Annotated in this window: 23 protein-coding genes; 12 read left to right on the top strand and 11 right to left on the bottom strand. The window is 69.4% G+C overall.

Going from position 1 to position 26648, the window contains the following annotated elements; genetic code table 11:
• Positions 1 to 88: 88 nt before the first annotated feature.
• The 3 genes from dnaA to mutM all read right to left on the bottom strand — a co-directional run bounded on the left by dnaA (position 89) and on the right by mutM (position 3342).
• A complete protein-coding gene (gene dnaA, locus ACOYW6_RS00295) occupies positions 89 to 1519 on the bottom strand; it encodes a chromosomal replication initiator protein DnaA (RefSeq protein WP_423141844.1) in 1431 nt (476 codons plus the stop codon).
• A 589-nt stretch (positions 1520 to 2108) separates the two neighbouring features.
• Positions 2109 to 2369 (bottom strand): 30S ribosomal protein S20, encoded by a 261-nt coding sequence (gene rpsT / locus ACOYW6_RS00290; RefSeq protein ID WP_423141843.1) that lies wholly within the window; start codon positions 2367 to 2369, stop codon positions 2109 to 2111.
• A gap of 139 nt (positions 2370 to 2508) precedes the next feature.
• A complete protein-coding gene (gene mutM / locus ACOYW6_RS00285; RefSeq protein WP_423141842.1) occupies positions 2509 to 3342 on the bottom strand; it encodes a bifunctional DNA-formamidopyrimidine glycosylase/DNA-(apurinic or apyrimidinic site) lyase in 834 nt (277 codons plus the stop codon).
• A 55-nt stretch (positions 3343 to 3397) separates the two neighbouring features.
• Here mutM and ACOYW6_RS00280 point away from each other — a divergent pair, with 55 nt between their 5' ends.
• From ACOYW6_RS00280 to hmgA, 5 genes are read left to right on the top strand one after another with little or no spacing between them, the layout of a single operon-like run.
• On the top strand, positions 3398 to 4144 hold the full coding sequence (locus tag ACOYW6_RS00280; protein WP_423141841.1) for a class I SAM-dependent methyltransferase: 747 nt from the start codon (positions 3398 to 3400) through the stop codon (positions 4142 to 4144).
• 5 nt (positions 4145 to 4149) lie between these two features.
• On the top strand, positions 4150 to 5694 hold the full coding sequence (ubiB, locus tag ACOYW6_RS00275; RefSeq protein WP_423141840.1) for a 2-polyprenylphenol 6-hydroxylase: 1545 nt from the start codon (positions 4150 to 4152) through the stop codon (positions 5692 to 5694).
• Position 5695: 1 nt separating this feature from the next.
• A complete protein-coding gene (locus ACOYW6_RS00270; protein ID WP_423141839.1) occupies positions 5696 to 5974 on the top strand; it encodes a hypothetical protein in 279 nt (92 codons plus the stop codon).
• Complete coding sequence (locus ACOYW6_RS00265; protein WP_423141838.1) at positions 5971 to 6438, top strand: YbaK/EbsC family protein; 468 nt, start codon at positions 5971 to 5973, stop codon at positions 6436 to 6438. Before ACOYW6_RS00270 ends, ACOYW6_RS00265 begins: the two co-directional genes overlap by 4 nt.
• Positions 6439 to 6475: 37 nt before the next feature.
• Positions 6476 to 7735: a homogentisate 1,2-dioxygenase gene (gene hmgA, locus ACOYW6_RS00260; RefSeq protein WP_423141837.1), complete on the top strand. Its 1260-nt coding sequence runs from the start codon at positions 6476 to 6478 to the stop codon at positions 7733 to 7735.
• Here the strand turns inward: hmgA and ACOYW6_RS00255 are convergent.
• Positions 7732 to 9387: a phytoene desaturase family protein gene (locus tag ACOYW6_RS00255; protein ID WP_423141836.1), complete on the bottom strand. Its 1656-nt coding sequence runs from the start codon at positions 9385 to 9387 to the stop codon at positions 7732 to 7734. The genes hmgA and ACOYW6_RS00255 overlap by 4 nt on opposite strands.
• 127 nt (positions 9388 to 9514) lie before the next feature.
• On the opposite strand from ACOYW6_RS00255, the gene zwf reads away from it, so the two are divergent.
• The 4 genes from zwf to ACOYW6_RS00235 are packed head-to-tail and all read left to right on the top strand — an operon-like array spanning position 9515 to position 16076.
• Positions 9515 to 10894 (top strand): glucose-6-phosphate dehydrogenase, encoded by a 1380-nt coding sequence (zwf, locus tag ACOYW6_RS00250; RefSeq protein ID WP_423143135.1) that lies wholly within the window; start codon positions 9515 to 9517, stop codon positions 10892 to 10894.
• Entirely contained in the window at positions 10887 to 12701 is a 1815-nt protein-coding gene (edd, locus tag ACOYW6_RS00245) for a phosphogluconate dehydratase (RefSeq protein ID WP_423141835.1), read from the top strand. Before zwf ends, edd begins: the two co-directional genes overlap by 8 nt.
• Before the next feature lie 10 nt (positions 12702 to 12711).
• A complete protein-coding gene (eda, locus tag ACOYW6_RS00240) occupies positions 12712 to 13329 on the top strand; it encodes a bifunctional 4-hydroxy-2-oxoglutarate aldolase/2-dehydro-3-deoxy-phosphogluconate aldolase (protein WP_423141834.1) in 618 nt (205 codons plus the stop codon).
• A complete protein-coding gene (locus ACOYW6_RS00235; RefSeq protein ID WP_423141833.1) occupies positions 13329 to 16076 on the top strand; it encodes a phosphoenolpyruvate carboxylase in 2748 nt (915 codons plus the stop codon). The genes eda and ACOYW6_RS00235 overlap by 1 nt, the downstream gene beginning before the upstream one ends.
• 7 nt (positions 16077 to 16083) lie before the next feature.
• Here the strand turns inward: ACOYW6_RS00235 and ACOYW6_RS00230 are convergent, their stop codons facing one another.
• Positions 16084 to 17214 carry a phospholipase D-like domain-containing protein gene (locus ACOYW6_RS00230; protein ID WP_423141832.1) on the bottom strand — a complete coding sequence of 377 codons (1131 nt, stop codon included), beginning with the start codon at positions 17212 to 17214 and terminating at the stop codon, positions 16084 to 16086.
• 73 nt (positions 17215 to 17287) lie between these two features.
• Here ACOYW6_RS00230 and ACOYW6_RS00225 point away from each other — a divergent pair, with 73 nt between their 5' ends.
• Positions 17288 to 18511 carry a glycosyltransferase gene (locus ACOYW6_RS00225; RefSeq protein ID WP_423141831.1) on the top strand — a complete coding sequence of 408 codons (1224 nt, stop codon included), beginning with the start codon at positions 17288 to 17290 and terminating at the stop codon, positions 18509 to 18511.
• A gap of 9 nt (positions 18512 to 18520) precedes the next feature.
• Here the strand turns inward: ACOYW6_RS00225 and tilS are convergent, their stop codons facing one another.
• The 5 genes from tilS to ACOYW6_RS00200 form a co-directional block, all read right to left on the bottom strand.
• On the bottom strand, positions 18521 to 19390 hold the full coding sequence (gene tilS / locus ACOYW6_RS00220) for a tRNA lysidine(34) synthetase TilS (protein WP_423141830.1): 870 nt from the start codon (positions 19388 to 19390) through the stop codon (positions 18521 to 18523).
• An 82-nt stretch (positions 19391 to 19472) separates the two neighbouring features.
• Positions 19473 to 20393 carry a hypothetical protein gene (locus ACOYW6_RS00215; RefSeq protein WP_423141829.1) on the bottom strand — a complete coding sequence of 307 codons (921 nt, stop codon included), beginning with the start codon at positions 20391 to 20393 and terminating at the stop codon, positions 19473 to 19475.
• A 100-nt stretch (positions 20394 to 20493) separates the two neighbouring features.
• Positions 20494 to 21363 (bottom strand): helix-turn-helix domain-containing protein, encoded by an 870-nt coding sequence (locus ACOYW6_RS00210; RefSeq protein ID WP_423141828.1) that lies wholly within the window; start codon positions 21361 to 21363, stop codon positions 20494 to 20496.
• 134 nt (positions 21364 to 21497) lie between these two features.
• Positions 21498 to 23774, bottom strand: coding sequence for a phosphoenolpyruvate--protein phosphotransferase (ptsP, locus tag ACOYW6_RS00205; protein WP_423141827.1), 2277 nt, complete (start codon positions 23772 to 23774; stop codon positions 21498 to 21500).
• A gap of 161 nt (positions 23775 to 23935) precedes the next feature.
• Positions 23936 to 24091, bottom strand: a complete 156-nt coding sequence (locus ACOYW6_RS00200) for a YdcH family protein (protein WP_423141826.1) — start codon at positions 24089 to 24091, stop codon at positions 23936 to 23938.
• A gap of 243 nt (positions 24092 to 24334) precedes the next feature.
• Between ACOYW6_RS00200 and ACOYW6_RS00195 the strand changes: the two genes are divergently transcribed.
• Together ACOYW6_RS00195 and ACOYW6_RS00190 are read left to right on the top strand one after the other, a co-directional pair.
• Complete coding sequence (locus ACOYW6_RS00195) at positions 24335 to 24529, top strand: YdcH family protein (protein WP_423143134.1); 195 nt, start codon at positions 24335 to 24337, stop codon at positions 24527 to 24529.
• 88 nt (positions 24530 to 24617) lie between these two features.
• Entirely contained in the window at positions 24618 to 25085 is a 468-nt protein-coding gene (locus ACOYW6_RS00190; RefSeq protein ID WP_423141825.1) for a DUF1465 family protein, read from the top strand.
• Here the strand turns inward: ACOYW6_RS00190 and ACOYW6_RS00185 are convergent.
• On the bottom strand, positions 25082 to 26545 hold the full coding sequence (locus ACOYW6_RS00185) for an FGGY family carbohydrate kinase (RefSeq protein WP_423141824.1): 1464 nt from the start codon (positions 26543 to 26545) through the stop codon (positions 25082 to 25084). The two genes, ACOYW6_RS00190 and ACOYW6_RS00185, sit on opposite strands and share 4 nt — an antisense overlap.
• Between the last annotated feature and the right edge of the window lie 103 nt (positions 26546 to 26648).

The following is a 26648-nucleotide window of genomic DNA, read 5'->3' as shown; positions in this document are numbered from 1 at the left end:
AAAAGCGGTTTGCGCGGCGTGGACAGGCGTGTTGACAGCCGCGTGGACAACCCTGTGCACATCCGGTGCACCGCCGGTCGAGGAAGGATCAGCTTTCGAGCTGGCGCAGCAGGCTGCGCACGTCGCCGTCCATATCGGAATCGCGGGTGCGCAGATCCTCGATCAGGCGCACCGCGTGGATCACGGTCGAGTGATCGCGGCCCCCGAACTTGCGGCCGATCTCGGGGTACGAGCGCGGGGTCAGCACCTTGGCTAGGTACATCGCCACCTGGCGCGGGCGCACTACAGCACGGGCGCGGCGCTTCGATGACATCTCGGTGCGGTCGACGCGGTAGAACTGGCACACCGTGCGCTGGATCTCGTCGATGGTGATGCGGCGGCGGTTGGCGGAAAGGATATCGGTCAGCTGCTCTTCGGCGAGCTGGAGCGAGACCGCTTGTCCGGTCAGCTGGGCATAAGCGATCAGCTTGTTGAGGCCGCCGACCAGCTCGCGCACATTGCGGTTGATGGTGCGGGCCAGGAACTCGATCACGTCGGCCGGGACATGGTGCGGGCTGAAGCGGGCGAGCCGCGATTCCAGGATCGAGCGGCGCAAGTCGATGTCGGCCGGGGTGATGTCGGCCACCAGGCCCATCGACAAGCGGCTGAGCAGCCGCTGCTCCACCCCGTCGAGCGCCTGGGGCGCACGGTCGGCGGCGAAAACCAGGCGCTTGCCCTCGGCCAGCAGCGCGTCGATCGTGTAAAGCAGCTCTTCCTGCGCCGACGCCTTGCCGATGATGAACTGGATATCGTCGACCAGCAGCAGGTCGAACCCGCGCAACCGGCCCTTGAATTCCATCATCTGGTTCTGGCGCAGCGCCTGGACGAACTCGACCATGAAACGCTCTGCCGAGCAGTAGAAGATGCGCGCGCGCGGATGCGCCGACAGGTAGGCGTGGCCGATGGCGTGAAGCAGGTGCGTCTTGCCCTGCCCGGTCGCGCCCTTGAGATAGAGCGGGGCGAACTGCGGCGTCTCGGTCGCGGCCATGCGCTGTGCGGCGTTGGCGGCCAGCACGTTCGACGTGCCCGAAATGAAGGTCTGGAACGTCAGCGACGGGTCGAGGCCGACCGCGCCGCCGATGCCGGCGCCGCCGACCGCGCCGAACTCAGCGCCCATGCCCAGCGCGTCGCCCGGCTGCGCCGGGGCGGCACCGTCATTGGCGGCGCGCCGGCCTTCGCCCAGGCGCAGGTCGGGCATCGCGCGGCGGCCGGGATGAACCAGGATGCGGACATGGCGCACGTCGGGACGCGCGATCTTCCACGCCAGCGACAGCCGGTCGGCAAACCGGTCGGCCACCCAGTTGGCGCTGAATTCGGTCGGGAGATAGAGGTCGAGGGTTCCGGTTTCCTTGCAGAACGGGCCGAGCTGGATCGGCTTGATCCATTGCCCGAACAGCTGCTGCCCGATGTCCTTGCGCAGACCCGTGGAAATGTCCGCCCAGTCGGCGGCAAGGTCCAGCGCTTCCTGATCGTCGAGCATCCGCGCCGTCACCCCATCGCCTTTCGCAGGCGCAACCGCCCGCTTGTCACCCCAACCCGCGTTCATCACCGGCTGTCCCCGTCTTTATCAACCCCACCTGCGGATCCCGCCGTGGCAGGCCCCGCGCAAAATTCGATCACCGCGCGGCCGGTTGAGGACCACGCAATAGAACTCCGGCGCGCGGTGGACCGCACGCAAAACCCCTTCGATGCCCATTCCCCAACGGGCAGCGAAATCGCCTTCTGCTGTGATGACCGGACAGCAAGAGAGTCGCCGCCGGGCCGAGGCGAGTTATGAAGCGATCGGAGCCGAGGGCAAGGCGCGGTCCGTAAAAAAATTGAAATAATTGGCCTTGACTTGAAACGACCCGCGCAATTCCCGGCACGCCGCCATCAAGTGCTTAAACACGCTGGGTTTTTCTTTGCGGGGTCATGCGAATCGCGGGATTCCATGGCCTTGCCCGCCGCGCGCACAGGCCGGCGGGCGGTTAACCAAAAAAGGCCGGCAGCGATGCTGCCGGCCTATCGATTGCAAGTTCACATTTCGTCCCCTCCGCACGCCCCGAAAGGCGCCGAATCGGGCGCGCGAATCAGAGCGCGGCGACGCGCTTGGTCAGGCGCGAGAACTTGCGCGCCGCAGTGTTCTTGTGCAGCACGCCGCGGGCCACGCCGCGCGCCAGTTCGGGCTGAGCGGCCTTGAGCGCCTCGGCAGCGGCATCCTTGTCACCGGCGGTCAGCGCGTTCTCGACCTTCTTCACGAAAGTGCGGATGCGGCCCAGGCGGTTGCCGTTGATCTCGGCCCGGCGGTCATTGCGACGGATGCGCTTCTTGGCTTGCGGCGTGTTGGCCATGGTCGTCCTTGCTGTGGGCCGCCTGGGAGCGGCCGCGTCCTTGTCTGTGCGTGTCGAAAAGACAGGCCGAGGCCCGCCGGAAAGGCGCGCCCTTACCGGGGCCCTGGCGAATCGTCAACCGCCAGCCGGGCCCAAGCGCCTATTTCTGGCACCTGGCGCAGTACCACGTGCTGCGGCCGCCCTGCACGATCCGCCGGATCGTCCCCCCGTCCTTGCGCCCGCATGGCTGCCCTTCGCGGTCATAGACGTCGAAATGCTTGGAAAAATAGCCGAGCTGGCCGTCCGGCCGGGCGTAGTCGCGCAAGCTCGATCCGCCGGCCTCGATCGCTTCCTCCAGCACGGCGCGTATCGCCGGGACCAGCCGGGCAAGCGCGGGCCGCGTGACCTTGCCGGCGGCCTTGCGCGGGTCGATCCGGGCGCGGAACAGGGCTTCGCAAACGTATATGTTGCCAAGCCCGGCAACCACCGCCTGGTCCAGCAGTGCGACCTTGATCGCCGGCTTGCGGCCCTTGAACGCGGCGCCAAGGTGCGCCGCGGTCAGCTTCGCCCCAAGCGGTTCGGGACCCAGCGCGGCGAACGGCGCCCAATCGTCGAGCGCGTCCTCGTCGACAAGGTCGACCGAGCCGAAGCGGCGGGGATCGCACAGCGCCACGCGGTGGCCGCCGTGCGCCGGGCCGCCGTCGGTCTCGAGCAGCAGGTGGTCGTGCTTGCCCAGTTCGTCGGGATCGATCCGCCAGCGGCCGCTCATGCCCAGGTGGAACACCAGCGCGCGGCCCCGGTCGGTGTGGATGACGCCGTACTTGGCGCGGCGCGACAGCGCGGTGACACGCGCGCCGGTCAACGCCTGGGCAAGGTCTTCGGGAAACGGCCGGCGCAAGTCGCCCCGGCGCGGTTCGACACGCGTCAGGCGGGCGCCGCCAAGCACGTGGGCCAGCCCGCGCACCGTGGTCTCGACTTCGGGAAGTTCGGGCATCGCGGCCCCTATTCAATAGCTTTGCCCGCGCGGCAATTCCTTCTAGGGCACGCGGATGGATCACGACCAGGTTTCGTTCGGCTACGAGGACGTCGCACCCGAGGAGAAGACCCGCCGCGTCGGCGCGGTGTTCTCGTCCGTGGCGGCGCGGTACGACGTCATGAACGACGCGATGTCGGGGGGCATGCACCGGCTGTGGAAGGACCGCTTCGTGCGCCGCGTGAAGCCCCGGCCGGGCGAGGAGATCCTCGACATGGCGGGCGGCACCGGCGACATCGCCTTTCGCCTGGCGGCCGCAGGTGCGCGGGTGACCGTGTCCGACATCAACCAGGACATGCTCGACGTGGGGATCGAGCGTGCGCTGGACCGCGGCATCGCCGAAACGGACGGGGGCCTGGTGTGGAGCCGCCAGAACGCCGAGGAGCTGGCCTTCGAGGACCGCAGCTTCGACGCCTACACGATCGCGTTCGGCATCCGGAACGTAACCGACATCCCCAAGGCGCTATGCGAAGCGCACCGCGTGCTGCGGCGCGGCGGGCGGTTCTTCTGCCTGGAATTCTCCACCACCGAGTGGCCGGGCTTCAAGGAGGCCTACGATCTCTATTCGCACAAGCTGGTGCCCCGCATCGGCCAGGCGATCGCGGGTGACGGCGATTCCTATCGCTACCTGATCGAATCGATCCGCCGCTTTCCCGCCATGCCCGCGTTCCAGCGGATGATCGCCGACGCCGGGTTCGCGCAGACGAAGGTCGAGCCGATCCTGGGCGGGCTGGTCGCCATCCACTCCGGCTGGAAAATCTAGGCCGCATGGCACAGCCGCTGACGCACATCCTGCGCCTGCTGTCGTGGGGGCGAACCCTGGCGAAGCACGGCGCGCTGCGCGGGATCGAGCGCGATGCCAACACGCCCGCGCCGGTCAAGCGACTGACGCGGCTGGCACGGCTGGGCACGATCCAGCCGCGAACGCCCGATTACGCGGGCGCATTCCAGGACATCGGCCCGGCCGCGATCAAGCTGGGTCAGACCCTGGCGACCCGTCCCGACCTGGTGGGCGAGGAGGCCGCCCGCAACCTGCTGAGCCTGCAGGACAGCCTGCCGCCCGTCCCGTTCAAGCCGATCTGCCAGGAGATCGAGGCCAGTTTCGCGCGGCCGCTGTCCGCGCTTTACAGCCACGTCGACCCGGTGCCGGTGGGCGCCGCCTCGATCGCGCAGGTCCACAAGGCGGTCACCACCGATGGCCGCACGGTGGCGGTCAAGGTCCTGCGCCCCGGCATCCGCGAAAAGTTCGCGCGCGACATCCAGACTTACGAATGGGCCGCCGCGCACCTGGAGGCGATGGGCGGCGAAGCGCTGCGGCTGCGCCCGCGCCTGACGGTCGCCAACTTCAAGCGCTGGACCCTGCGCGAACTGGACTTGCGCCGCGAGGCGGCCAGCGCGTCGGAACTGACCGAGGCGATGAAGGGCCACGCCGGCTACCGCGTGCCGGGCATCGACTGGGACCGGACCAACGGCAGCGTGATGACGATCGACTGGGTCGACGGCATCAAGATTTCCGACCGCGAGGCGCTGGTCGCCGCCGGTCACGACCTGCCCCAGCTGGCGCGACGCCTGGTACTGGCGTTCCTGACCCAGGCGATCAGCGACGGCTATTTCCATGCCGACATGCACCAGGGCAACCTGTTCGTTGAGCCCGACGGCGGAATCGCGGCGATCGATTTCGGCATCATGGGGCGGATCGACCGGCGCGCCCGGTTCTGGCTGGCGGAGATCCTCTACGGCCTGATCACGGGCAATTATCGCCGCGTCGCCGAGATTCATTTCGAGGCGCAGTACGTGCCCAGCTATCACTCGGTCGACGAGTTCGCGACCGCGCTGCGGGCCGTGGGCGAACCGATGCGGGGCAAGCCGGTGAAAGACCAGTCGGTCGGCCAGATGCTGGACGGGCTGTTCGCGATCACCCGCGATTTCGACATGGCGACGCAGCCGCACCTGCTGCTGCTGCAAAAGACGATGGTCATGGTCGAGGGGCTGGCCACCAGCCTCGATCCCGACATCAACATGTGGGACGTATCCGGCCCGTTCGTGAAGGACTGGATGCGCGACGAACTGGGGCCCGAGGCTTTCGTCGCCGACAAGGTGCGCGAGGACGTCCAGACGCTGCTGCGCATCCCCGAACTGGTACGCCGGATCGAGGACCGTTTCCCCCCGCGCGGCGGCGCGCCGGAGCAGCCGCCGCTTCCCGACGTGCCGCTGGTATGGGAACGCCGCAGCGGGGCACGCCGCTGGCCCGGCTACCTGGCCGCGGCCGTGCTGGGCGGCGCGATCGTGTGGGCCGTGGGCACGCTGTTCTGACATGGACCTCGATGACGTCATCCGCCATTTCTTCGAAACCGACGATCCGACCGCGCTGACCGAGGCCGAGTTCGCCGCCGGGCTGGAACGGCTGCGGATCGGCTTCGGAGTCGAACGCGAACCGTCGCGCAAATTCGCGCTGTGGACGCTGCTCGATGCGCTGGGCAGCCCGGTCCCTCCGGCCGAGGCATTCGAAAAGGAACCGGCGCTTCGCGACGCGGCCAACCGCTATCTCGATCAGGCCTGGAAAGTGGAACGGCGCGGAGAGGACGGCGCATGACCAGACCGCGCGTGGCGGCCTGGCTGGCGGCACACGCGCCGGACCTTCGCGTCATTGACCAGGGATCGAGCACCGCCACGGTTGCCGAAGCCGCCGTCGAACTGGGGGTGGAGCCGGGTCGGATCGCCAAGACGCTGGCTTTCCGCGTCGGCGAGACGGTCATGGTGGTGATCGCGCGCGGCGATGCGCGGCTCGATAACGGCAAGTGCAAGGCCGAACTTGGTGGGCGCCCGCGGATGCTCGATGCCGAGGAGACGCTGGCGGTGACCGGGCACGCGGTCGGCGGCGTCTGCCCGTTCGCGCTGGCGAGCCCCGTGCCGGTGCTGGCTGATCGTTCGCTGCTGGCGTTCGAAACCGTCTTTCCCGCCGCCGGTTCGCGCACGAGTTCGGTCGAGGCGGCGCCGCTGCGGCTGGCGGCGCTGACCGCGGCGCGCTGGGTGGACATCTGCCGCTTGCCCGACTAAACTGGTTTCAACTGAAACCACATTCGGCAGGCGCGCGATGGACTACCAGACCGGGTTCGGCAATCATTTCGCCAGCGAGGCGGTGCCCGGCGCGCTGCCGGTCGGCCGCAACAGTCCGCAGAAACCCTCTTTCGGTCTTTATGCCGAGCAGTTTTCGACCACGGCGTTCACCGCCCCGCGCGATCACAACCGGCGTTCGTGGCTTTACCGGTTGCGCCCCGCCACAAGCCACGCCGCCTTCCGTCCCCTGCGCCCGGTCCCCGCGCCGCTGACCCCGGCCAGCCCCAATCGCTTGCGCTGGAGTCCGCTGGCCCTGCCGGACGCGCCGACCGACTGGATAGACGGACTCGTGCCGTGTGCCGGCAACGAAGGGGTGCTGATCCACTTCTACGCCGCGACGGCGTCGATGAACCGGCGCGCGGTGCAATTCAGCGACGGCGAAGTGCTGATCGTGCCCCAGCAGGGGGCGCTGCGCATCGTTACCGAGCTGGGCCTGATGGACGTGCCGCCCGGCCATGTCGCGCTGATCCCCGCAGGCCTGCGCTTTCGCATCGAACTGCCGGACGGAACCGCGCGCGGCTATGTCTGCGAAAACCTCGCCGCGCCGTTTCGCCTGCCGGACCTGGGCCCGATCGGCAGCAACGGCTTGGCCAACCCGCGCGATTTCGAAACGCCCGTGGCCTGGTTCGAGGATGTCGACGGCGAATACGAGCTGGTACAGAAGTTCGATGGCCAACTGTGGACCACGACGCTGACCCATTCGCCGTTCGACGTCGTCGCATGGCACGGCAACTCGGCCCCGTACCGCTATGACCTGGCGCGCTTCAACACGATCGGCAGCATCAGCTTCGACCATCCGGACCCGTCGATCTTCACGGTACTGACCAGCCCCAGCGACACGCCCGGCACTGCCAACTGCGACTTCGTGATCTTCCCGCCGCGCTGGATGGTGGCGGAGGACACGTTCCGCCCGCCGTGGTTCCACCGCAACGTGATGAGCGAGTTCATGGGACTGGTGCGCGGCGTCTACGATGCCAAGGAAGGGGGCGGTTTCGCCCCCGGCGGGGCCAGCCTGCACAACCGCTTCAACGGCCACGGTCCCGACGTCGACAGCCATGCCAAGGCCACCGCCGCCGACCTGAAGCCGGCCAGGATCGAGGACACGATGGCCTTCATGTTCGAAAGCCGTCACATCATCCGGCCCACCGCATGGGCCTTGGCTACACCGCTGCTGCAGGACGATTACGACGATTGCTGGCAGGGCTTCGCGAAGGCCGCCTTGCCCGGCGCCGACTAGCGGCGGCGGTTCCACCATCGCCGGTCGGCAAGGACCGCTCGCGCCGCGTTATGGCCCGGCGCCCCGGTCACGCCGCCGCCGGGATGAGCGCCGGCTCCGCACAGGTATAGCCCCTTCAGCGGCATGCGGTGATCGCCGTGGCCCAGGACCGGCCGCGCCGACCATAACTGGTCCAGGCTCATCCGGCCGTGGAAGATGTCGCCGCCGACGAGGCCGAACTTGCGCTCGAGATCGAGCGGTGAGTGGATTTGCCGGGCGACGATGGACTGCGCGAAACCGGGCGCGTGAGCATCGACGGTGGCGACGATCGCGTCGGCAGCGGCCTCGCGCTCGTCGTCCCAGGATCGCGGGCTGCCGTCGGCATTCGGCGGCAGGGTCGGCGCGAAGTGCTGGCAGAACAGGCTGGCGACGTGCGCGCCTTCGGGCGCCAGGCTGTCATCGACCAGGCTGGGGATCAGCATCTCGACCACCGGCGCTTTCGACCAGCCCTGCGCCTGCGCATCGGCGAAGGCCGTGTCCATGTAGTCCATCGTCGGCGCGATAACGATGCCGGCATGGTGATGTTCGGCCGCGGCGCGGCCCGGCTTCACCGTGAAACTGGGCAGCTCGCTAAGCGCCACGTTCATCCGGAAGCTGCCCGAGCCGGTCTTGAACCCCGCCATCCGCTTGCGAAAATCGGCATCGAGCGCGTCAGCGGGCACCAGCTTGGCGAACAGCAAGGCCGGTCCGACGTTGGCGACGACGGTGCCTGCGGGGATCGCCTCCCCGCTTGCCAGGCGGACGCCCGCCGCGCGGCCGCCGTCGACCAGGACTTCGGCGACCGGAGCGTCGAGGGTGATAGCCACCCCAGCCTCGACGCAGGCCTGTGCCATCATTTGCGTGATCGCGCCCATCCCGCCGATGACGTGGCCCCAGGCGCCCTTGCGGCCGTTCACTTCGCCGAAAACGTGGTGGAGCAGCACGTAGGCCGAGCCCGGCGTCGACGGTCCGCCCCAGTTTCCCACCACGCTGTCGAACGCGAACGCGGCCTTGATATGCTCGTTCTCGAACCAGCCATCGAGGAATTCGCGCGCCGAGCGAGTGAACAGTTCCAGCGCATCACGCTGTACGTCGCGCGGCAGCTTCGCCAGCGGCCAGCCTTGCGCCAGCGCCCGCCCGAATCCCGCCGCGCCGCCGCCCGGTCCCGGCGGAATCTTGAGCGCCAGCCCGCGCAGCACATCGGCCACCTTCTCCAGCGCCGCGTCATAGGCGGGGTAAGCTTCGCCATCGCGGGCCGAAAACCGCGCGAATTCCGCCTGCGTTCGCGCCATGCCGCCGCCCAGCGTCAGGCTGTCGCCGTCCAGCGGCAGGAAGTTCGAAACCGGTCGCTCTATCACGCGGTAACCGCGCGCGGGCAGGCCCATGTCGGCTATCACCCGGGGCTGCAGCAGGCTGACGGTGTAGCTGGCCGCCGAATTGCGGAAACCGGGTGCGAACTCCTCGGTCACCGCGGCCCCGCCGATGACGCCGCGCGCTTCGCATATCCGCACCGTCAGCCCGGCGCGGGCAAGGTAGAAGGCGCAGACCAGCCCGTTGTGCCCCCCGCCGACGATGACCACGTCGGGGCGGGCAGGCGCATTCGTATGCTTGGTCGCGGTAAAGATTTCGCTCATGCCGCATACTGGCGCCCCGCGCGGGCCGCTGCTAGTCCCTGCCGCGCTGCAGCAGGAGTAAACGACCTTGAGCTTCACCGCGGACAAGTTGCTGCTCTTCGGGGCCACCGGTGACCTGGCGCAGCGGATGCTGCTGCCGTCGCTCTGCGCGCTCAACATGGACGGGCTACTGTCGCCCGACTTGCGCATCATCGGCACCGCCCGGAGCGAACTCGACGATGACGGCTACCGCGCCTTCGCGCGCGAAGCGCTGGAAAAGCACCTGCCTGAGGAGCGCAAGCCCGGCATCGACGCGCTGCTGCCGCGCCTGTCGTACCAGGCGCTCGACGCCAACGACACGAGCCACTTCACCTTGCTGGCCGAGAAGGTCGGACCGGTCGGTGCGGGCCTCGCCATCTTCCTGTCGACCGCGCCGAGCCTGTTCGAGCCGACGATCGCGGGGCTGACCGCGGCCAGGCTGGTCGACGGCAAGGTCCGCATCGGGCTGGAAAAGCCACTCGGCAGCGATCTGGCGACCAGCCGCGAGATCAACGACGCTGTCGCCAAGGCCTTCTCGGAGGACCGGATTTTCCGCATCGATCACTACCTGGGCAAGGAAACGGTCCAGAACCTGCTGGCGCTGCGCTTTGCCAACCTGATGTTCGAGCCGCTGTGGAACGCCGCTCACATCGACAACATCCAGATCACCATCGCCGAAACCGTCGGGCTGGAGAACCGGGCCGGCTACTACGAAGGGTCCGGCGCGCTGCGCGACATGGTGCAGAACCACCTGCTGCAGCTGGTCGCGCTGACAGCGATGGAACCGCCACTGTCCTACGAGGCGACCGCGATCCGCGACGAGAAGGTCAAGGTCCTGCGCGCGCTGCGCCGCATCGAATGCGACGACGTGGTGACGGGGCAGTACCGCAAGGGCGCGATCGCGGGCGAAGGCGTACCCGGATACGACGAGGAGCTGGGCAAGGATTCCGACGTCGAGACGTTCGTGGCCATCCGCGCCCACGTCGATAACTGGCGCTGGCAGGGCGTGCCGTTCTACTTGCGCACCGGCAAGCGACTGGCCGAACGCCGGACCGAGATCGTGGTGACCTTCCGCCAGGTGCCGCACTCGATCTTTCCCAAGGCCAACGCCCGCCTGCAGCAGAACCAGCTGATCATCGGCATCCAGCCCGAAGAGAATATCCAGCTGTCGCTGATGGCCAAGGTGCCCGGGCTCGACCGTAACGGCGTGCGCCTGCGCGCGGTCGCGCTCGACATCGAGACGCCCGAGGCGTTCTCCGGCCCGACCCGCCGCATCGCTTACGAACGCCTGCTGCTCGACCTGCTGGAAGGCGACCAGACATTGTTCGTGCGCCGCGACGAGGTCGAGGCGCAGTGGGGCTGGATCGATGCCATCCGCAGCTGCTGGGCAGACAACCACATGAAGCCGAAGACTTACGCGGCCGGCACCTGGGGCCCATCCTCGGCGGTGGCACTGGCCGAACGCGCAGGGGTGACCTGGCATGACTGACCTGCACCCGGCGATCGCGCGCGTGACCGCCCGCATCGCTGAGCGTTCGGCCCCGACGCGGCGCCGCTACCTGGACCTGATGGACCGCGAGGGCGACCGGTTTTCGGGCGGGCGCCACCACCTTGGCTGTTCGAACCTTGCGCATGGCTTTGCGGCTTCGGAGGGCGACAAGCCGGCGCTGGCGGCGGGGCGCGGCCCCAACCTGGCGATCGTCACCGCCTTCAACGACATGCTGTCGGCGCACCAGCCCTATGGCCGCTATCCCGATGCGATGAAACTTTACGCGCGCGAGGTTGGTGCCACCGCGCAAGTCGCCGGCGGCGTGCCGGCGATGTGCGACGGCGTGACCCAGGGGCACGACGGCATGGAGCTGTCGCTGTTCAGCCGCGACGTGATCGCGCTGTCGACCGCGGTCGCGATGAGCCACGCGATGTTCGACGGCATGGCGCTGCTGGGCATCTGCGACAAGATCGTCCCCGGCCTGGTCATGGGCGCGCTGCGCTTCGGCTGGCTACCGGCGATCTTTGTTCCGTCCGGCCCGATGCCGACCGGGCTGGGCAACCGCGAGAAGCAGAAGGTCCGCCAACTTTACGCCGAAGGCAAGGCGACCCGCGCCGACCTTCTCGAAAGCGAAAGCGCCAGCTATCACGCGGCGGGCACCTGCACGTTCTATGGCACGGCCAATTCCAACCAGATGATGCTCGAACTGATGGGGCTGCACTTGCCGGGGGCCTCGTTCGTGCCGCCGAACACGCCGCTGCGCAGCGCCCTGACGCGTGCGGCGGTCCACCGCCTGGCGGCGATCGGACAGGACGGCGACGACTATCGGCCGATGGGCCGCGTCGTCGACGAGAAGGCGGTGGTCAACGCCGCGGTCGGCCTCCTGGCGACCGGCGGTTCGACCAACCACGCAATCCACCTGCCGGCGATGGCGCGCGCCGCCGGCATCGTCATCGACTGGCAGGATCTCGACGAGCTTTCGGCTGCGGTGCCGCTGATCGCGCGGGTCTATCCCAACGGCGCGGGCGACGTGAACCACTTCCACGCCGCCGGGGGGATCGGCTTTGTCGTCCGCGAGCTTCTCAACGCAGGGCTGATCCACGGCGATATCCTGACCGTGAACGAAGGCGGCATGGCCGCGCAGGCGACCGAGCCGACGCTTGCCGACGGCGCGCTTTCCTACCGCGCCGTGGTGGAAAGCGCCGACAGGGCGATCCTGGCACCGGTTTCGGAACCGTTCCTGGCCGACGGCGGCATGCGGCTGGTCAGCGGAAATCTCGGCCGCGGTACGTTCAAGACCAGCGCGGTCGACGAAGGGCGCTGGACGATCGAGGCGCCCTGCGCCGTGTTCGATACGCAGGAAGCCGTCCAGGCCGCGTTCCAGGCCGGCGAACTGGACCGCGACGTCGTCGTCGTGGTGCGCTTCCAGGGGCCGCGCGCCAACGGCATGCCCGAACTGCACAAGCTGACCCCCCCGCTGGGCGTGCTGCAGGACAAGGGTTTCCGGGTCGCGCTGGTCACCGACGGCCGGATGAGCGGCGCATCGGGCAAGGTCCCGGCCGCGATCCACGTCACGCCCGAGGCGCTTGGCGGCGGGCCGCTGGCAAAGCTGCGCGATGGCGACGTGGTGCGGCTCTGCGCCAACCGCGGCGAGATCGCCGTGCTGGCCGATATCGAGAATCGCGAGCCCGCCCCCGCCCCGGCCGCCGACATGGGCCTTGGTCGCGAGCTGTTCGCGATCCTGCGCACCCATGCCTGCGGCGCCGAGCAGGGCGCCAGCGCGATGCTGGCCCAGGCCGGCCTTTAGGAGAACGACGATGACCGCGACGATCGACGACGTGATGCGCACCGCGCCGGTGATCCCGGTGCTGGTGATCGAGGATGCCGCCCACGCCGTGCCCATCGCGCGGGCGCTGGTCGCCGGTGGCCTGCCGGTACTGGAAGTCACGCTGCGCACCGCCGCCGCTCTCGACGTGATCCGGGCGATGAAGACCGTGCCCGGCGCGATCGTCGGCGCGGGCACCGTGCTTAGCCCGGCGATGCTGGACGACGCCCTGGCGGCGGGCAGCGAATTCATCGTTTCGCCCGGTCTTACCGAGCCGCTGGGCAAGGCGGCGATCGCCAGCGGTGTGCCGTTCCTGCCGGGCATCGCCACCCCGGCGGATCTGATGCGCGGGCTCGACATGGGGCTGGACCGCTTCAAGTTCTTTCCCGCCGAAGCCAATGGCGGCATCCCTGCGCTGTCCGCCGTTGCCGCGCCGTTCGGCGCTGTGCGCTTCTGCCCGACCGGGGGGATCACCCAGGCCAGCGCGCCGAAGTGGCTGGCGCTGGAGGCGGTACTGTGCGTGGGCGGATCGTGGATTGTGCCCAAGGGCGCCCCCGACGTCGCCGCGATCGAGGACGCGGCTCGCGCCGCCGCGGCGCTGAACCCCTGATGCGCATCGGCGATCTCGACGCGCGGCTGTCCCAGCTTCACCAGCGCACGCTCGAGACCCCGCTGTTCAACCCCGTATTCCAGCTCGGGCTGGAACTTTCGCGCCGCCTCGAGAGCGGCGAGGCCAGCCTCGACGAGGTCGAGTCGCTGGTCGCCGAGCTTGAATGCGACGGCCTGATGGCGCGCGCCGAGCGGCTGCGCCGTCTTGCCGATCCGGGCGCCGGTCCAACCATCGCGGCGGCCGGCGATTTCGCCGCCTTCGCCGCCAGGTGGCGCCGCCCGCTGGCACACGTAGTGTTCACCGCGCACCCGACGTTCCTGCTGACGGCGCGGCAGTCGGCCGCCGTCGCCGCGGCAGCCTCGGCAGGCGCGATCGATGCCGCCACGGCCTGCACCGCGCCGCACGCGCGCGAGGCAATCACGCTCGACATCGAGCATGCCGCCGCGATGGCAGCCATCGCGCGCGCGCAAGCCGCCCGTGACGCCCTCAATGCAAGTCTGCTTCAGGCCGCGCGCCAGGTCTGGCCGGATGACTGGCGCGCACTTGCGCCGCTGCCGTTTCGGTTCGCCACCTGGGTCGGTTACGACATGGACGGGCGCACCGACATCTCGTGGGCGACCTCGCTGCGGTACCGCTTGTCGGAAAAGGCCGAGCGGCTCGAAGGCTATGCCAAGCAGGCCGACGGCCTCGCCGACGACATCGCCGCCACGCTGCGCCGCGCGGCCGCGCGCGCGCGCCATCATGCCGAGGCCTTTGGCGCCGACCTCTCCGCGCCCCAGGCTCTTTCGGACACCGCCAACGCGCTAACGGCCGCCGATCCCGACAAGCTCGTAAGCCTGGCACCGATCATCGCCGCGCTGGAGCGCATCGCGGCGGGCGCAGCCGACGAGGATGCAGCGCGCCTGCTGGTCCTGATCGCGGCGATGCGGGCAGACGGCCTGGGAATGGGATGGGTCCATTTCCGCGTCAACGCCAGCCAGCTGCAGAACGCGATCCGCCGCCGCATCGACCCCGACGGAAGGCTCGACCTGGCCAGCCAGGCGGCGCTGATGCGGATGCGCGAACTGCTGGCAAAGGCGCGGCCGCTGCGCTCCAACTTCGCGGCGCTGGCGATCGAGAGTTCGACCGCGATCCGCCAGTTCCTCGCAATGGCGCGCATCCTTGCCCACGTCGACGCCGATGCGCCGATCCGTATGCTGGTGGCCGAGTGCGAGCAGCCGACCACCGTGCTGGCCGCGCTCTATTTCGCGCGGCTGTTCGGGATCGAGGACAAGGTCGACGTCTCGCCGCTGTTCGAGACCGAGACTGCGCTCGAGCATGGCGGCCGCTTCCTCGACGCGCTGCTGGGCGAGGAGGCTTATCGTAGCTATGCGCGCGGCCGGGGCCGGGTCTCGATCCAGACCGGGTTTTCCGACGCCGGCCGCTTCGTCGGCCAGATACCGGCAGCGCTGGCGATAGAACGGCTGCAGGGGCGCTTGGCCGACGCGATGGCGACCAACGGCCTGTCGGGCCTGTCGGCGCTGATTTTCAACACCCACGGCGAGAGCATGGGCCGCGGCGCGCATCCCGGCTCGTTCGCGGACCGCCTGGCCTGGCCGCTCAGTCCCTGGGCGCGGCGCCGCTTCGCCCGCGCCGGCATCGCGCTCGAGCCCGAGGTCAGCTTCCAGGGCGGCGACGGCTACCTGTTCTTCGGTACGCCCGAGCTGGCCCGCGCGACGCTGGAGCGCTTCGTTGCCGACCCGCCGGCCGCCGCCGATGTCGACGCGCCGGCCGACCCGTTCTATCGCCGCACCGACCTCAGCCTCGACTTCTACCGCGCGGTCAAGGGCGTCCAGCAGGGCTTCCTTGCCAGCAAGACCTACCCCCGCGCGGTCACCGCCTTCGGGCTCGGGCTGCTCAACGATACCGGCAGCCGCAAGAGCCGGCGCCAGTCCGACCTGGCGGCCGACCGCACGATGAGCTTGCGCCAGATCCGCGCCATTCCGCACAACGCGGTGCTTCAGCAGCTTGGCTACCCGGTCAACGTCATCGCCGGATTCGGCACCGCGGCGGAGGGTAATTACGAGGAACTGGCCGCGCTGCTGCAGGACAGCGCGCGCGGCCGCCAGTTGGTGCGGCTGGTGCGCGCCGCCAATGCGCTGGCCAGCATCAAGACCGTCGCCGCTTATGGCGAGCTGTTCAATTCCGCCTATTGGGCGAGCCGGCCCTACCGCGGCGACGAGGGCGCGATCGCCCCGGCCTGCCTGGCGCTGGCCGAATACCTGACCACCGACGATCGCACCGGCGTTTTCCGCCGCCTGGCCTCGCGTTTGCGGGTCGACGCGCTGAAGCTGCACCGCCTGCTCGGCCTCATTCCCGACGAAGCGCCGCTCGCCGATCGCGAGGCGACGCGGCGGCGGCTGGGCGTGCTGCAGGCGGTCCGACTGGCGCTGTTCCAGCACATGATGCTGCGCGCGGTTTCGGTTCCGGCCTTCAGCCGCGCCAACGACATCAGCCGCGACGACGTGATCGAGATGGTGCTGACGCTGCGGATCGATGATGCGCTGGCACAGCTGCGCCGCGCTTTCCCGGTCCATTTCCCCCAGATCGGCGATTTCGCGGTGGCGGAACCTACCGACTATCCGGACGATGGCGCCAGCGGTTACGGCTCCATCCATGTCGATTACATCGACCCGATCGAGCGCGCCTATGCGCTATCGCTCCGCGTCGGTACCGCCATTGCCGGCGTGTTCGGCGCCCACGGCTAAGGGACGGCTAGACCGGCCAGGGTATCGCCCGCACGGGACCGTGGCGGACCCGCGCGAGGGCGGCGTCGGCCGCCTCCAGCGCGATCCGCCCGCGCAGCTTGCGCCAGGCCGGGATGCGCAGATCGCTGGCGGGGCGTGCTTCGCGCCGCGCCGGTTCGAGCAGGCGAGCGACGAAATCGCCGGTCAGGCCGGCGTTCTCGATCACCGCGACATAGTCGCTGCTGGTGCGGTAGCTGGCGAAATTGAAATTGCTCGATCCCAGCAGCAGCGTCTCGCCGTCGATCAGCAGGGCCTTGGCGTGCGTCATCCCCGGCATCAGCCGCAGGCGCACGCCAGCCGGTTCCGCGACCGCGGCAAGATAATCCCGCACCACGGGTTTGTTGCTGCCGGCCGGGCTGTAGATCGTCGCCTCCGCGCCCCCGCGGGCGGCCGCGGCCAAGGCGGCGACGAAAGGCATCGTGGGATAGGCGCTGATCATCTCGACCGAGCGCTTCGCACAACGCACGCGGTCGAGCAGCGGCGCGAAGAACCGGGCGTTGCGGTCCCGGTCGCCATCGAAGCTGATCAGTTCCATGTCGCCGAAGCGCTGGCTGGCGGCGTGGGGCCTGCCGTCCCAGTCACGCCCGAAATCCTGCGCCAGCCAGTCCGCGACGGCGGCATCCTCGATCCGCAGCATCAGGTCGTGCCAGGCAAAATTGTGGTCGGAAAAATTGATCCCGCCGATCCAGGCGGCGTCGTCCATCACCAGCAGTTTCTTGTGGTTGCGCAGCGGATAGCGCAGCGGGTGGCCCAGCACCGGGTTGGTGATCCGCACCCCCACCGGCGTGTCGCGCGCCAGGTGCGTGAACATCGCCAGCGTGTCGGCCGCCTCGCGCTTTACGGCCTCGGGCCGGAACGGCAGCGGCAGCATCGTGTCGTTGATGACGTTGCGCGAATAGTCGTCGACCAGGATGCGCCGGTCGGCCGCGGCGGCAGCCTCGACCGCACCGGCGACCGACCTGCCGGCCGCGTCGGCCTCGAACGTCATGGCCTGGATCAGGACCCGGCGCTTCGCAGCGGCGACGTCGACCTGCGCGCGTTTCCAGAAATCTCCTGCGCCGACAAAGAGTTCATAGGCAGGCAAGGTGGCGGTCCCCATCACGCGAACAGGGCGGTTGCCAGCCGGCGCCGCTGATGGCAAGGGCCGCTGGTCGCGATTGTAGGTAACCCGAATGCACGGCACCACTCACCTCGCGGCGCATTCCGTCCGCCCGATCCGCGTCCTGCTCCTGCTCACCTCGTTGCATGGGGGCGGCGCGGAACGCGTTGCGGTTCACCTCCTCAACCGCCTCGATCCCGAGCGCTTCGACGTGCGCATGGGGCTGCTGCGCGCCGCCGGCCCCTATATCGACCTGGTCGAGGACAAGAGCCGCCTGATCGTCGCGCCCGACGGCGACAAGCATTTCAATTTCGACGGGACCAACAAGGCCCAGTACACGACAGGCAACATCGTCGGTGCCGCCGCCCGAGCCCCGCTCGCCTTTCGCCGGATGATCCGCGAGAGCGAGGCCGACGTCGTGATGAGCTTTCTCAAGGGTACCAACCTGCTGGTCTGGCTGGCGCTGAAGGGCCTGGGCAAGAAGCGGCCCAAGTGGATCGCGCGCGAAGGCAACAACGTCCTTGCGGTGGTGGGCGAGGAAGCGCCGTCGGCCTTCATCCGCAAGGCATCGCTCGGACTGACCTCGCGCGCGTACCGCGCCGCCGACGCGGTGCTCGCCAACTCCACCGACATGGCCAGCGGCCTGGTCGAGGATCTCGGGCTCGAGGCGGCGAAGATGCGGATGATCAACAATCCGATCGATATCGAGCGGATCGCCGCGATGCGCGACGAAGGCGTTCCCGCCGCGCCGAAGCGCCCTTTCATCATCTGCGCCGGCCGACTGGAATATCAGAAGGCCCACGAAGTGTTGCTGCGCGCCTACGCCAAAAGCGGTGTCTGGCGTACGCACGCGCTGGTGATCCTGGGCAAGGGCAGCAAGCTTAACGAGCTCCACCGCCTTGCCGCACAGCTTGGCATCGGCGAGTATGTCCGCTTCATCGGCTTCGTCGCCAACCCTTATGCGTGGATGGCCAAGGCCGACTTGATGGTCCTGCCGAGCCGGTGGGAGGGCTTTCCGACCGCCGCTGCCGAAGCGCTGGCCAGCGGCACGCCCCTGCTGATGACCGACTGCAAGTTCGGCGCCCGCGACGTGATGGAGCCGGGCGTCAGCGGCGAGATGGTCCCCGTCGACGACGTCGATGCGCTGGCGAATGCGATATCCTCGCTGATCGCCGACCCGGCCCGGCGCAAGTCCCTGCGCGATGGCGGGCTGGAGCGGGTCAGGAACTTCGCGATCGACGCGATGGTCGAGAAGTACGCCGACCTGTTCGCCGAATTCGAGCCGGTCCAGGCCTGAACACACCGTCTAGCTGCGCCGCCGCGCCGGCGCGCGCGCGAACGACCATCCCTCCGCCAGCGGCCGCGCCACCAACCCGCCGACACTGGCCGGCCGTCCTGCCAGCAGCGCGTCGAACAGCGCCGCCAGGGCGCTGCCGCGCGGGGTATCCTCGCCCAGTTCGGCAACGATGCGCGCGATGACGCGCAGCGCCACCGCGCGCGGAGCCCGGGGCCGGTAGGTCAGCCCGGTCGCGTCGGTCCGCACGTACTCGGCAAACTCGCGCCCCGCCGCCCAGTCGAGCGCTGCGTCGGCGTCGGCAAGGTGGGCAGCGCTGGCGGCGAGCGCGGGTACGTCGAGCCAGTCGGCGCTGGCCAGCGCGGCGCGGATGCGCGCGCGGTCGAACCGTTCGGCGCGGTTGGAGGGATCGTCGGCCGCGATCAGCCCGGCGCCGACGACGACCGCAGCCAGCTCCGTCTTGCGCCAGTGCAGCAGCGGGCGCAGCAGCAGCGCCCTGCCATCGGGCGTGCGGCCGCGCCCGCGGACGCCCGCCAGCCCGGACACCCCGCTGGCACGGTTGAGCCGCATGACCAGCGTCTCGGCCTGGTCGTCGGCATGATGCGCGGTCAGGATGGCGGTGAGGCCGCGCTCGCCCGCCCAGGCCGCCAGCGCGGCATAGCGCGCGAAGCGCGCTTCGGCCTGGAGATTGCCGGGGGGAACCGTGACACCGAGGGCCTTGTGCTCGACGCCGAACTTCGCCGCGATCGCCGCGACGGCCGCCGCTTCGGATGCGCTTTCGGGGCGCAGCGCGTGATCGACGGTCGCGGCCTCGAACCTGTCCGGGTCGCTCCCCGCCAGCAGCAGCATCGCGAGGCTGTCGGGTCCGCCGGATACCGCCAATCCCAGCTTGCCCGGCGGCGGGCGAAGCCCCTCCAGGTCGGCAGCGAAGCGCGCCGTCAGGTCGGGACCGGGCAGCCCGGCGTCAATTGCACTTCAGTCCGTTGCGGGTGGCATCGTACTGGCTCTTGAGCCGGCCCGCCGCCTCGCCCGGGTAATCCTCGGCGAACTGGCCCAGCGCGATGCAGGCGCGCGAGTTGTCCTTCAGCGTGCGCATTGCACCCGCGAGGCTGAGCAAGCTGTCCGGCGCACGCGCGCCGGCCTTGTCGGCCTGGTAGTTCTGCAGGAACCAGCTGGCCGCCTCGCGCGGGTTGCCGGCATCCAGGTAGGCGCGCCCCAGCAGATTGCGGGCATAGCTGGCGCGGGCGTGCTTGGGGTACTTCTGCAGAAACAGCTTCAGCTGCTGCTGCGCCTCGGGATAGAACTTGGCGTCGTAAAGGCGGAAGCCATAGCTGTATTCGTCGTCGCCGGCATCGGCGGTCTTGGGCTTCTCGATCGCTTCCACCGCGGCGACGCGCGACGGCGGCGCCGCAGGTGACGCGGCGGCGCCCACCGCTGCAGGGCGTGTCCCGGTCATCGCCGCCATGTTCTCGGCCGTGGACGATGCCGCGACCGCACTGGCCACTGTCGGTGCGGGCACGTTGCCCGCCGCGTCGACCTTGGCCTGGAGCTGCGCCAGCTTGTTGGCGTTCTCCTCGGTCTGCGCGGTCAGGCGCTGGAGCTGCGATTCCACCGACTGCATCCGCGCCAGAAGGTCCGTCATCGGCGTGGTCGCGGGGGTTCCGGCCGGATCGGCGACCGTGGTCGCGGGCTGGACCTGCGGCGGGAAATACTTGCCATCGCCGCCCGGGAACACCTTGCGTTGCAAGGCCTGGACCTCGGCCTCCAGCTTCTTGATGCGGGCTTCGGCGGCGCTGTCGCGGCTCTGCGCCAGCAGCGGCGCGGACGGCAGCGCCAGTACCAGCGCGAAGGCCAGCGGCCGGGCGAGCGAAGTCATCCTGGTCATGCGTCGTATTCCCTGAAACGTTCGTTTTGCCTGTCGTTGCCGGGCATGGCCTAACCGGTGCTGAACGTCGAGACGGTGCGCCGGGCAGTCCCCAGCGCGGTCAGTTCGGGGGCGGCAGCGGGGTGGCCGGGTTGCTCGCCGAAGGTGCGGCGGCGGGCGCGGTCGGCGCTGCGGACGCGGCACCCGGCGCGCCTGGCGCCGTGCGCGCCAGCAGTGCCGGTCCGGTCACCGGGACCTGGCTGACGGTTTTCTGTACATCGGCGATGCGCGGCACCGGCTGCCCGCCGACGGTGATCGACAGCGCCTCGGGGTGGGCCGTGCGCAGGAACACCTCGCCCGCGCCTTCGGGCACGGTGAACGTCTCGCCGATCGTCAGTTCCTTTTCCAGCAGTTTGGTGCCCTTGGCATCGGTGAAGCGGACCCAGGCCGGACCGTCGGCGGTAAACACCACCGGCGTTGTCGCCGCCGCGGCGGGCGCCGCTGGCGCGGCACTGGCGGGCAGCGGCTGCGCCGGCGCAGCGGTTTCCGCCGGCAGGATCGAGGGCAACGAACCCGCCGGGACGACCGCGCGGTTGTACCACAGCAGGCCGATCACCACGACGATGAGTGCCGCCAGTCCGGACAGCCAGGCGAACTTGGCGCTGGAGACGCGCGACGGATCGCCGGGTTCGAAGCCGGACGGTGCACGGCGCTGGGCATCCGGATCGCCGAACGCGAGTTCGCGGCGCACCTGCTCTACGATCGCGGCCTCGTCGGCCCCGACCGCGCGCGCATAGCTGCGCGAAAAGCCGACCGCATAAGTGCGAGCCGGCAAGGCACCGAAGCGCCCGTCCTCGATCGCTTCGAGGTGCCGTTCGGGGATCTTGGTTCGCTCGGCCACTTCGGCGCGGCTGAGCTTTGCCTTCTTGCGCGCGCGAACCAGTTGCGCGCCGACTCCGTCGAGCGGAAGTTCGCTCAGCTCTTCGTCCATAAATCCCCGACCCGTCTCGCGTGACGCGCCGATACTCGCCTCTCGGCCGGCAAAGTCAACGCCGAGGCCGATCGGCACCGAAAGCGGAGGACGTGCCGTGCGCGGCGCACGATGAGATGCGGGGCAAAGGCAACCTAATCGATGTCGATGTCGCGCGCGTTCGCCCACTCGGTAATAGCGGCGCGCATGTTCGCGGGGGGCGAGGACAGCCAGCCCTGCATCGCCGCGGTGATCTCGTCGATGTCGATCTTGCGCACCAGTTCCTTGATCGGGCCGACTGCCGCCGGCGTGATCGACAAGCGCCGGATGCCGAGCCCGATCAAGGCCAGCGCCTCGAGCCGGCGGCCGCCCATCTCCCCGCAAACGGTCACGTCGACGCGGTGCCCGGCGACCGAGTGCAGCACGCGCGCCAGGAAGCGCAGGATCGCCGGGCTGAGCCAGTCGTACCGCTCCGCCAGCTTGGGGTTGGACCGGTCTGCCGCGAACAGGAACTGGGTAAGATCGTTCGTGCCCACAGACAGGAACGACAACCGCGGCGCCAGCACGTCGAGGCATTCGGCCAGCGCCGGTACCTCCAGCATCGCGCCGTAGCGGATCGCCTGCGGCAGCGGCTTGCGCCGTGCCCGCAGGAACGCGACCTGGCTTTCGAAGACGTCACGCGCGGCCTCGAACTCCCACGGCTCCGAGATCATCGGGAACATCACGTTGAGCGTACGCCCGCCCGCCGCCTCGAGCAGCGAGCGCGCCTGCGCCTTCAGCAGCCCTTCGCGTTCAAGCGCGACGCGGATCGCGCGCCAGCCCATCGCGGGATTTTCTTCCAGCTCGCCCGAATTGTGACGCAAGTAGGGAAGCACCTTGTCACCGCCGATGTCGACGGTGCGAAACACCACCGGCCGGTCACCGGCGGCGTCGAGGACGTCGCGGTAGAGGCGCGTCTGGCGCTCTCGCGCGGGCAGCGTGGCGGAGACTAGGAACTGGAACTCGGTGCGGAACAGCCCGATGCCATCGGCGCCGGTCAGCGCCAGGTTGGGAATGTCGTCGCGAAGGCCGGCATTCATCATCACGGTGATGCGCGTGCCGTCGCGCGTGAACGGTTCGACGTCGCGTAGCGCGGTGTAAGCGGCCTGGCGTTCGCGCGACTTGGCGAAGCGGGCTTCGAAAGCCTCGACCATCGGCGGGCTCGGCCGCACCGTGGCCATGCCGCTGTCGCCGTCAAGCAACAGCGCGTCGCCTTCGCGCAGCTTGCCGCGCAGGCCGCGAACCCGGCCCAGCACCGGAATACCCATTGCCCGCGCCACGATGACGACGTGCGCGGTCAGCGAACCTTCCTCCAGGATCACGCCCTTGAGGCGCCGCTTGTCATATTCGAGCAATTCTGCCGGGCCGAGGTTGCGCGCGATCAGGATCGCGTCTTGCTTTAGGCCGACGGTGGCGGCTGTGCCGAGCTGGCCCGAGACGATCCGCAGCAGACGGTTCGCCAGATCTTCCAGGTCGTGCATGCGATCGGCCAGCAGCGGGTCGTCGATCTGGCGCATCCGCATCCGGGTGCGCTGCTGGACGCGCTCGATCGCAGCCTCGGCGGTCAGCCCGCTGTCGATCGCTTCGTTGATGCGGCGCCCCCAGCCTTCGTCGTAAGCGAACATCTTGTAGGTCTCGAGGACCTCCTCGTGCTCGCCGCCGACGCCGAATTCGGCCTGCTGCGCCATCCGCTCGATCTGGTCGCGCATGCGGTCGAAGGCGAGGTAGACGCGCTGGCGCTCGGCCTCGGTATCTTCGGCGACGACGTGCTCGATAGTGACGCGCGGCTGGTGGAAGACCGCGATGCCGCTGCCCAGCCCCTTGACCAGGGCCAGGCCGGTCAGCCGTTCGGGCCCGGTCAGCGCCGGGCCCAGCCGGGCGGCTTCGTCCTCGTCGACCAGGCCGGCGTTGGCGATCAGTTCGGACAGCACCATCGCGACGGTCTGGAGCGCCTCGATCTCGACTTCCTCGTAGCGGCGCGGCTCGGCGTGCTGGACCGCGAGGACGCCGACCGCGCGCTCGCGCCGCACGATCGGTACGCCGGCAAAGGAGTGAAAGCGGTCTTCGCCCGTTTCGGGCCGGTACGAGAAATCCGGGTGGGCGGCGGCCTCCGCCAGATTCAGCGTCTCGGCATTGAGGGCGATCGTGCCGACCAGCCCTTCGCCGATGTCCATCCGGGTGACGTGCACCGCGTCCTGGTCGAGGCCGCGCGTGGCGAAGAGCTCTAGCATGCCTTCGCGCAGCAGGTAGATCGAACAGACCTCGCTATCGAGGTTGCTGCCGATCACGTCGACCACGCGATTGAGCTTGGACTGCGCGTTGGCGCGCGAAGCCATGACCTCATGCAGGTCGTTGAGGATCGAACGGGCGGACTGGGCGGCGGAAACCGGCATCGCGCCTCACCTAGCCGAAAGCCGGCGCGATGGGAACGCGCAACCGGGCGGGTTCGCACAGAGCCGAGAGCTACAGGGGTGGGCGCACGCAGCCGTCGAAGCTGCGTGGGTCCTGTCCCACCCCTGCCCTCGTCAGCGCCTCCCGCGGGAGGTTGGCCGCATCAGATGTGCGAAATCTCTTCCTTGATGCGCAATTTCTTCTTCTTGAGGACCTGGAGCATCGCGAGATCAGGCTGCGGGCGGCTGAGCTCCGCGTTGATCTGGCGTTCCAGACCGGCGTGCTTCATCTGCAGGGCGCTGATGTGCGGTTGTTCCATTCGAGTACTCCTGGTTAGCCCCCTAAAGGCTGAGTGACCCTGGCGGGAAAACCTGCGCTGCGACTCGGCGGCGCCGTTTCCCTCGCGATTGTCATCCCATCACACTTTGCCTATCTTGCGAAGGCCCCGAAACGCCTGTGCGGCCAGTCGCCCGCCGGATCGGGACAAGTCGCGGCCGCCAGCGCCGAGGCGTGCGGATTTGCGGGTCAGGACGATGGCCGGTTGAAACGATGGGACAAGTGCGTGGACGAAGCCGAAATGACCAAGCGGCTCGAAATGCTGCGCATCGAACACCGCGACCTTGACGCCGCAATCGACGCGCTGAGCGCCAATACCAGCGACCAGTTGCAGGTGGCCCGTCTGAAGAAGCGCAAGCTGATGCTCAAGGACCAGATCGCGCTGCTCGAGGATTATCTGATCCCCGATATCATCGCCTGAGCCGAATATTGTCCCCCTGCGGGACGGTTCCACAACTGCCGGAACCCGTGACGTTGCCCTGCGCGTTGACCCGCTGCAAGGAGTCCGAATGAGCAGCCCGATCGCGATCGACCGGCACATCGTCGAAAGCCTCTATTGCGAGGCGCTGGCCCTGTCGGACCAGGTGCGCGCCGCCTTCACCGCGCCGCCGCCGTGTTCGATCGGTGCCGGGGCGGACGCTCGCATCGACGAGGATCTCGCCCGCGTCGCCCGTTCTTGCGAGGGTCTGCGCACGACCACGCGGATGATGCACGCGGTCGCCTGGCTGCTCAATCGCCGCGCTTTTCTCTCGGGTGACCTCTCGGCCATACAGCTCCAGCGCTACGGCCGGCTGACGCGCTTGCCGGACGGAGACCGTGACCGCGTGCTGCTTCTCGATCCCGCGCTGCGCGACCTGGTCGCCGCGACCGAGGGGTTCTATGCCCGGCTGGAACGGCTCGACCGCGATTGGAACGAGGGCGCCCCAGCGCCGCGCCCGCTGGCGCAGCTTTATCGCAAGCTTGGCAGCGCCGCCTAGATTTTCGCCAGCGCAGCGTGCCAGTCGGCCAGCCGCTTCGCGCGCACCGCGTCGTCCATTGCCGGCCTGAAGCACCGCACCGGTCCGCGCATCGCGGCGGCGGCGGCGGGCAGGTCGGCGTGAATGCCCGCCCCGACCGCCGCCAGCATCGCAGCCCCCAGCGCGGTCGTCTCGACATTGTCGGGCCGCTCGACCTCGAGGGCGAGGATGTCGGCGATGTCCTGCGCCATCCAGTCGTTGGCGCTCATGCCGCCGTCGATGCGCAGCCGGGACCAGGCGGCGCCGTCGGCCGCGAAGGCTTGCGCCAGGTCAAAGGTCTGCTGGGCCATCGCCTCCAGCGCGGCGCGAACCACGTGGGCGCGCCCGGTCCCGGCGCTCAGCCCGGTGATCGCCGCGCGCGCATCGGGCCGCCAGTGCGGCGCGCCCAGCCCCGTCAGCGCCGGCACCAGCACCACCCCGCCGTTGTCAGGCACCGAGCGCGCGACCGCCTCGCACTCGTCCGAGGCGGCTAGCAGCCCCAGCCCGTCGCGCAGCCAGGCGATCAGGCTTCCCGCGGTGAAAACCGATCCTTCGAGGGCATAAGTCCGCCGCCCCGCTTCCTGCAGCAGGACGGTGCCGAGCAGCCGGTGGCCCGAACGCGGCACCGCGGCGCCCTTGTTGGCAAGAACGAAGGCGCCGGTGCCGTAAGTGGCCTTGGCATCGCCGGGTGCCAGGCAGCCCTGGCCGATGGTCGCGGCCTGCTGGTCCCCGGCCATGCCGGTGAGCGGGACCGCCGCGCCGACGATCGCGGGGTCGCTTCGTCCCCAGGCGCCGTGGCAGTCGGTCACTTCCGCCAGCGCGCCGCGCGGGACCCCGAACAGGTCGCACAGCCCTGCGTCCCACTGCGCACCGGTCAGCGCCAGCAGGCTGGTGCGGCTGGCGTTGCTGGCATCGGTGATGAAGGCGCCGCCGGTCAGGTTCCAGGCCAGCCACGCATCCACGGTCCCAAGCGCCAGCGTGCCTGCGCGCGCTGCCGCACCGACCGCATCGACGTTGTCAATCAGCCAGCGCATCTTGGTGGCCGAGAAATAGGGATCGATCAGCAGCCCGGTCTGGGCCTGGATCACCGGTTCCTGCCCGGCGCGGCGCAGCGCCTCGCAGGCAGGCGCCGTGCGGCGGTCCTGCCAGACGATGGCGCGGTGAAGCGGCCGCCCGCTGGCCTTGTCCCACGCGACCACGGTCTCGCGCTGGTTGGCAATGCCGAGCGCGGCCGCGCCGCCCGCCGCGGCCAGGGCCTCGCGCGCGCAAGCGAAAGTGGCGTCGCGGATCTCGGCGGCATCGTGCTCGACCTCGCCGGGCGCGGGGTAGAACTGCGCCAGCGGGCGCTGTGCCACGGCGCGGACGCCGCCGTCCGCGCCGAACACGATCGCGCGGGTCGAGGTCGTGCCGGCGTCGAGCACCAGGATCTGCGGATCGCTCATCGCCGCGGCGCCTTGCTTGACACAGTTGACACAGTCCTGGGCAAGGCGGCGGGCGGGGTCGCGGCGGCCGGGCCGGGGCGGACTGGAAGCGCGGTCATCGTCA

Source organism: Parablastomonas sp. CN1-191 (assembly GCF_049354825.1).
GTDB lineage: Bacteria > Pseudomonadota > Alphaproteobacteria > Sphingomonadales > Sphingomonadaceae > Novosphingobium.
Note: the sequence above shows the minus strand (reverse complement) of the source record. Positions and strands in the feature narration are given on the sequence as shown.

Bases quoted from the DNA above. Each gene is read 5' to 3' on its own strand.
- ACOYW6_RS00235 (WP_423141833.1), top strand. From the start codon at position 13,329: ATGCGCATCGGCGATCTCGACGCGCGGCTGTCCCAGCTTCACCAGCGC.
- ACOYW6_RS00255 (WP_423141836.1), bottom strand. From the start codon at position 9,387: ATGAGCGAAATCTTTACCGCGACCAAGCATACGAATGCGCCTGCCCGC.
- mutM (WP_423141842.1), bottom strand. From the start codon at position 3,342: ATGCCCGAACTTCCCGAAGTCGAGACCACGGTGCGCGGGCTGGCCCAC.
- ACOYW6_RS00215 (WP_423141829.1), bottom strand. From the start codon at position 20,393: ATGACCAGGATGACTTCGCTCGCCCGGCCGCTGGCCTTCGCGCTGGTA.
- ACOYW6_RS00200 (WP_423141826.1), bottom strand. From the start codon at position 24,091: ATGGAACAACCGCACATCAGCGCCCTGCAGATGAAGCACGCCGGTCTG.
- zwf (WP_423143135.1), top strand. From the start codon at position 9,515: ATGCTGCTGCCGTCGCTCTGCGCGCTCAACATGGACGGGCTACTGTCG.
- ACOYW6_RS00210 (WP_423141828.1), bottom strand. From the start codon at position 21,363: ATGGACGAAGAGCTGAGCGAACTTCCGCTCGACGGAGTCGGCGCGCAA.
- ubiB (WP_423141840.1), top strand. From the start codon at position 4,150: ATGGCACAGCCGCTGACGCACATCCTGCGCCTGCTGTCGTGGGGGCGA.
- ptsP (WP_423141827.1), bottom strand. From the start codon at position 23,774: ATGCCGGTTTCCGCCGCCCAGTCCGCCCGTTCGATCCTCAACGACCTG.
- ACOYW6_RS00280 (WP_423141841.1), top strand. From the start codon at position 3,398: ATGGATCACGACCAGGTTTCGTTCGGCTACGAGGACGTCGCACCCGAG.
- edd (WP_423141835.1), top strand. From the start codon at position 10,887: ATGACTGACCTGCACCCGGCGATCGCGCGCGTGACCGCCCGCATCGCT.
- dnaA (WP_423141844.1), bottom strand. From the start codon at position 1,519: ATGCTCGACGATCAGGAAGCGCTGGACCTTGCCGCCGACTGGGCGGAC.
- ACOYW6_RS00265 (WP_423141838.1), top strand. From the start codon at position 5,971: ATGACCAGACCGCGCGTGGCGGCCTGGCTGGCGGCACACGCGCCGGAC.
- hmgA (WP_423141837.1), top strand. From the start codon at position 6,476: ATGGACTACCAGACCGGGTTCGGCAATCATTTCGCCAGCGAGGCGGTG.
- ACOYW6_RS00270 (WP_423141839.1), top strand. From the start codon at position 5,696: ATGGACCTCGATGACGTCATCCGCCATTTCTTCGAAACCGACGATCCG.
- ACOYW6_RS00185 (WP_423141824.1), bottom strand. From the start codon at position 26,545: ATGAGCGATCCGCAGATCCTGGTGCTCGACGCCGGCACGACCTCGACC.
- ACOYW6_RS00230 (WP_423141832.1), bottom strand. From the start codon at position 17,214: ATGGGGACCGCCACCTTGCCTGCCTATGAACTCTTTGTCGGCGCAGGA.
- eda (WP_423141834.1), top strand. From the start codon at position 12,712: ATGACCGCGACGATCGACGACGTGATGCGCACCGCGCCGGTGATCCCG.
- ACOYW6_RS00225 (WP_423141831.1), top strand. From the start codon at position 17,288: ATGCACGGCACCACTCACCTCGCGGCGCATTCCGTCCGCCCGATCCGC.
- rpsT (WP_423141843.1), bottom strand. From the start codon at position 2,369: ATGGCCAACACGCCGCAAGCCAAGAAGCGCATCCGTCGCAATGACCGC.
- ACOYW6_RS00190 (WP_423141825.1), top strand. From the start codon at position 24,618: ATGAGCAGCCCGATCGCGATCGACCGGCACATCGTCGAAAGCCTCTAT.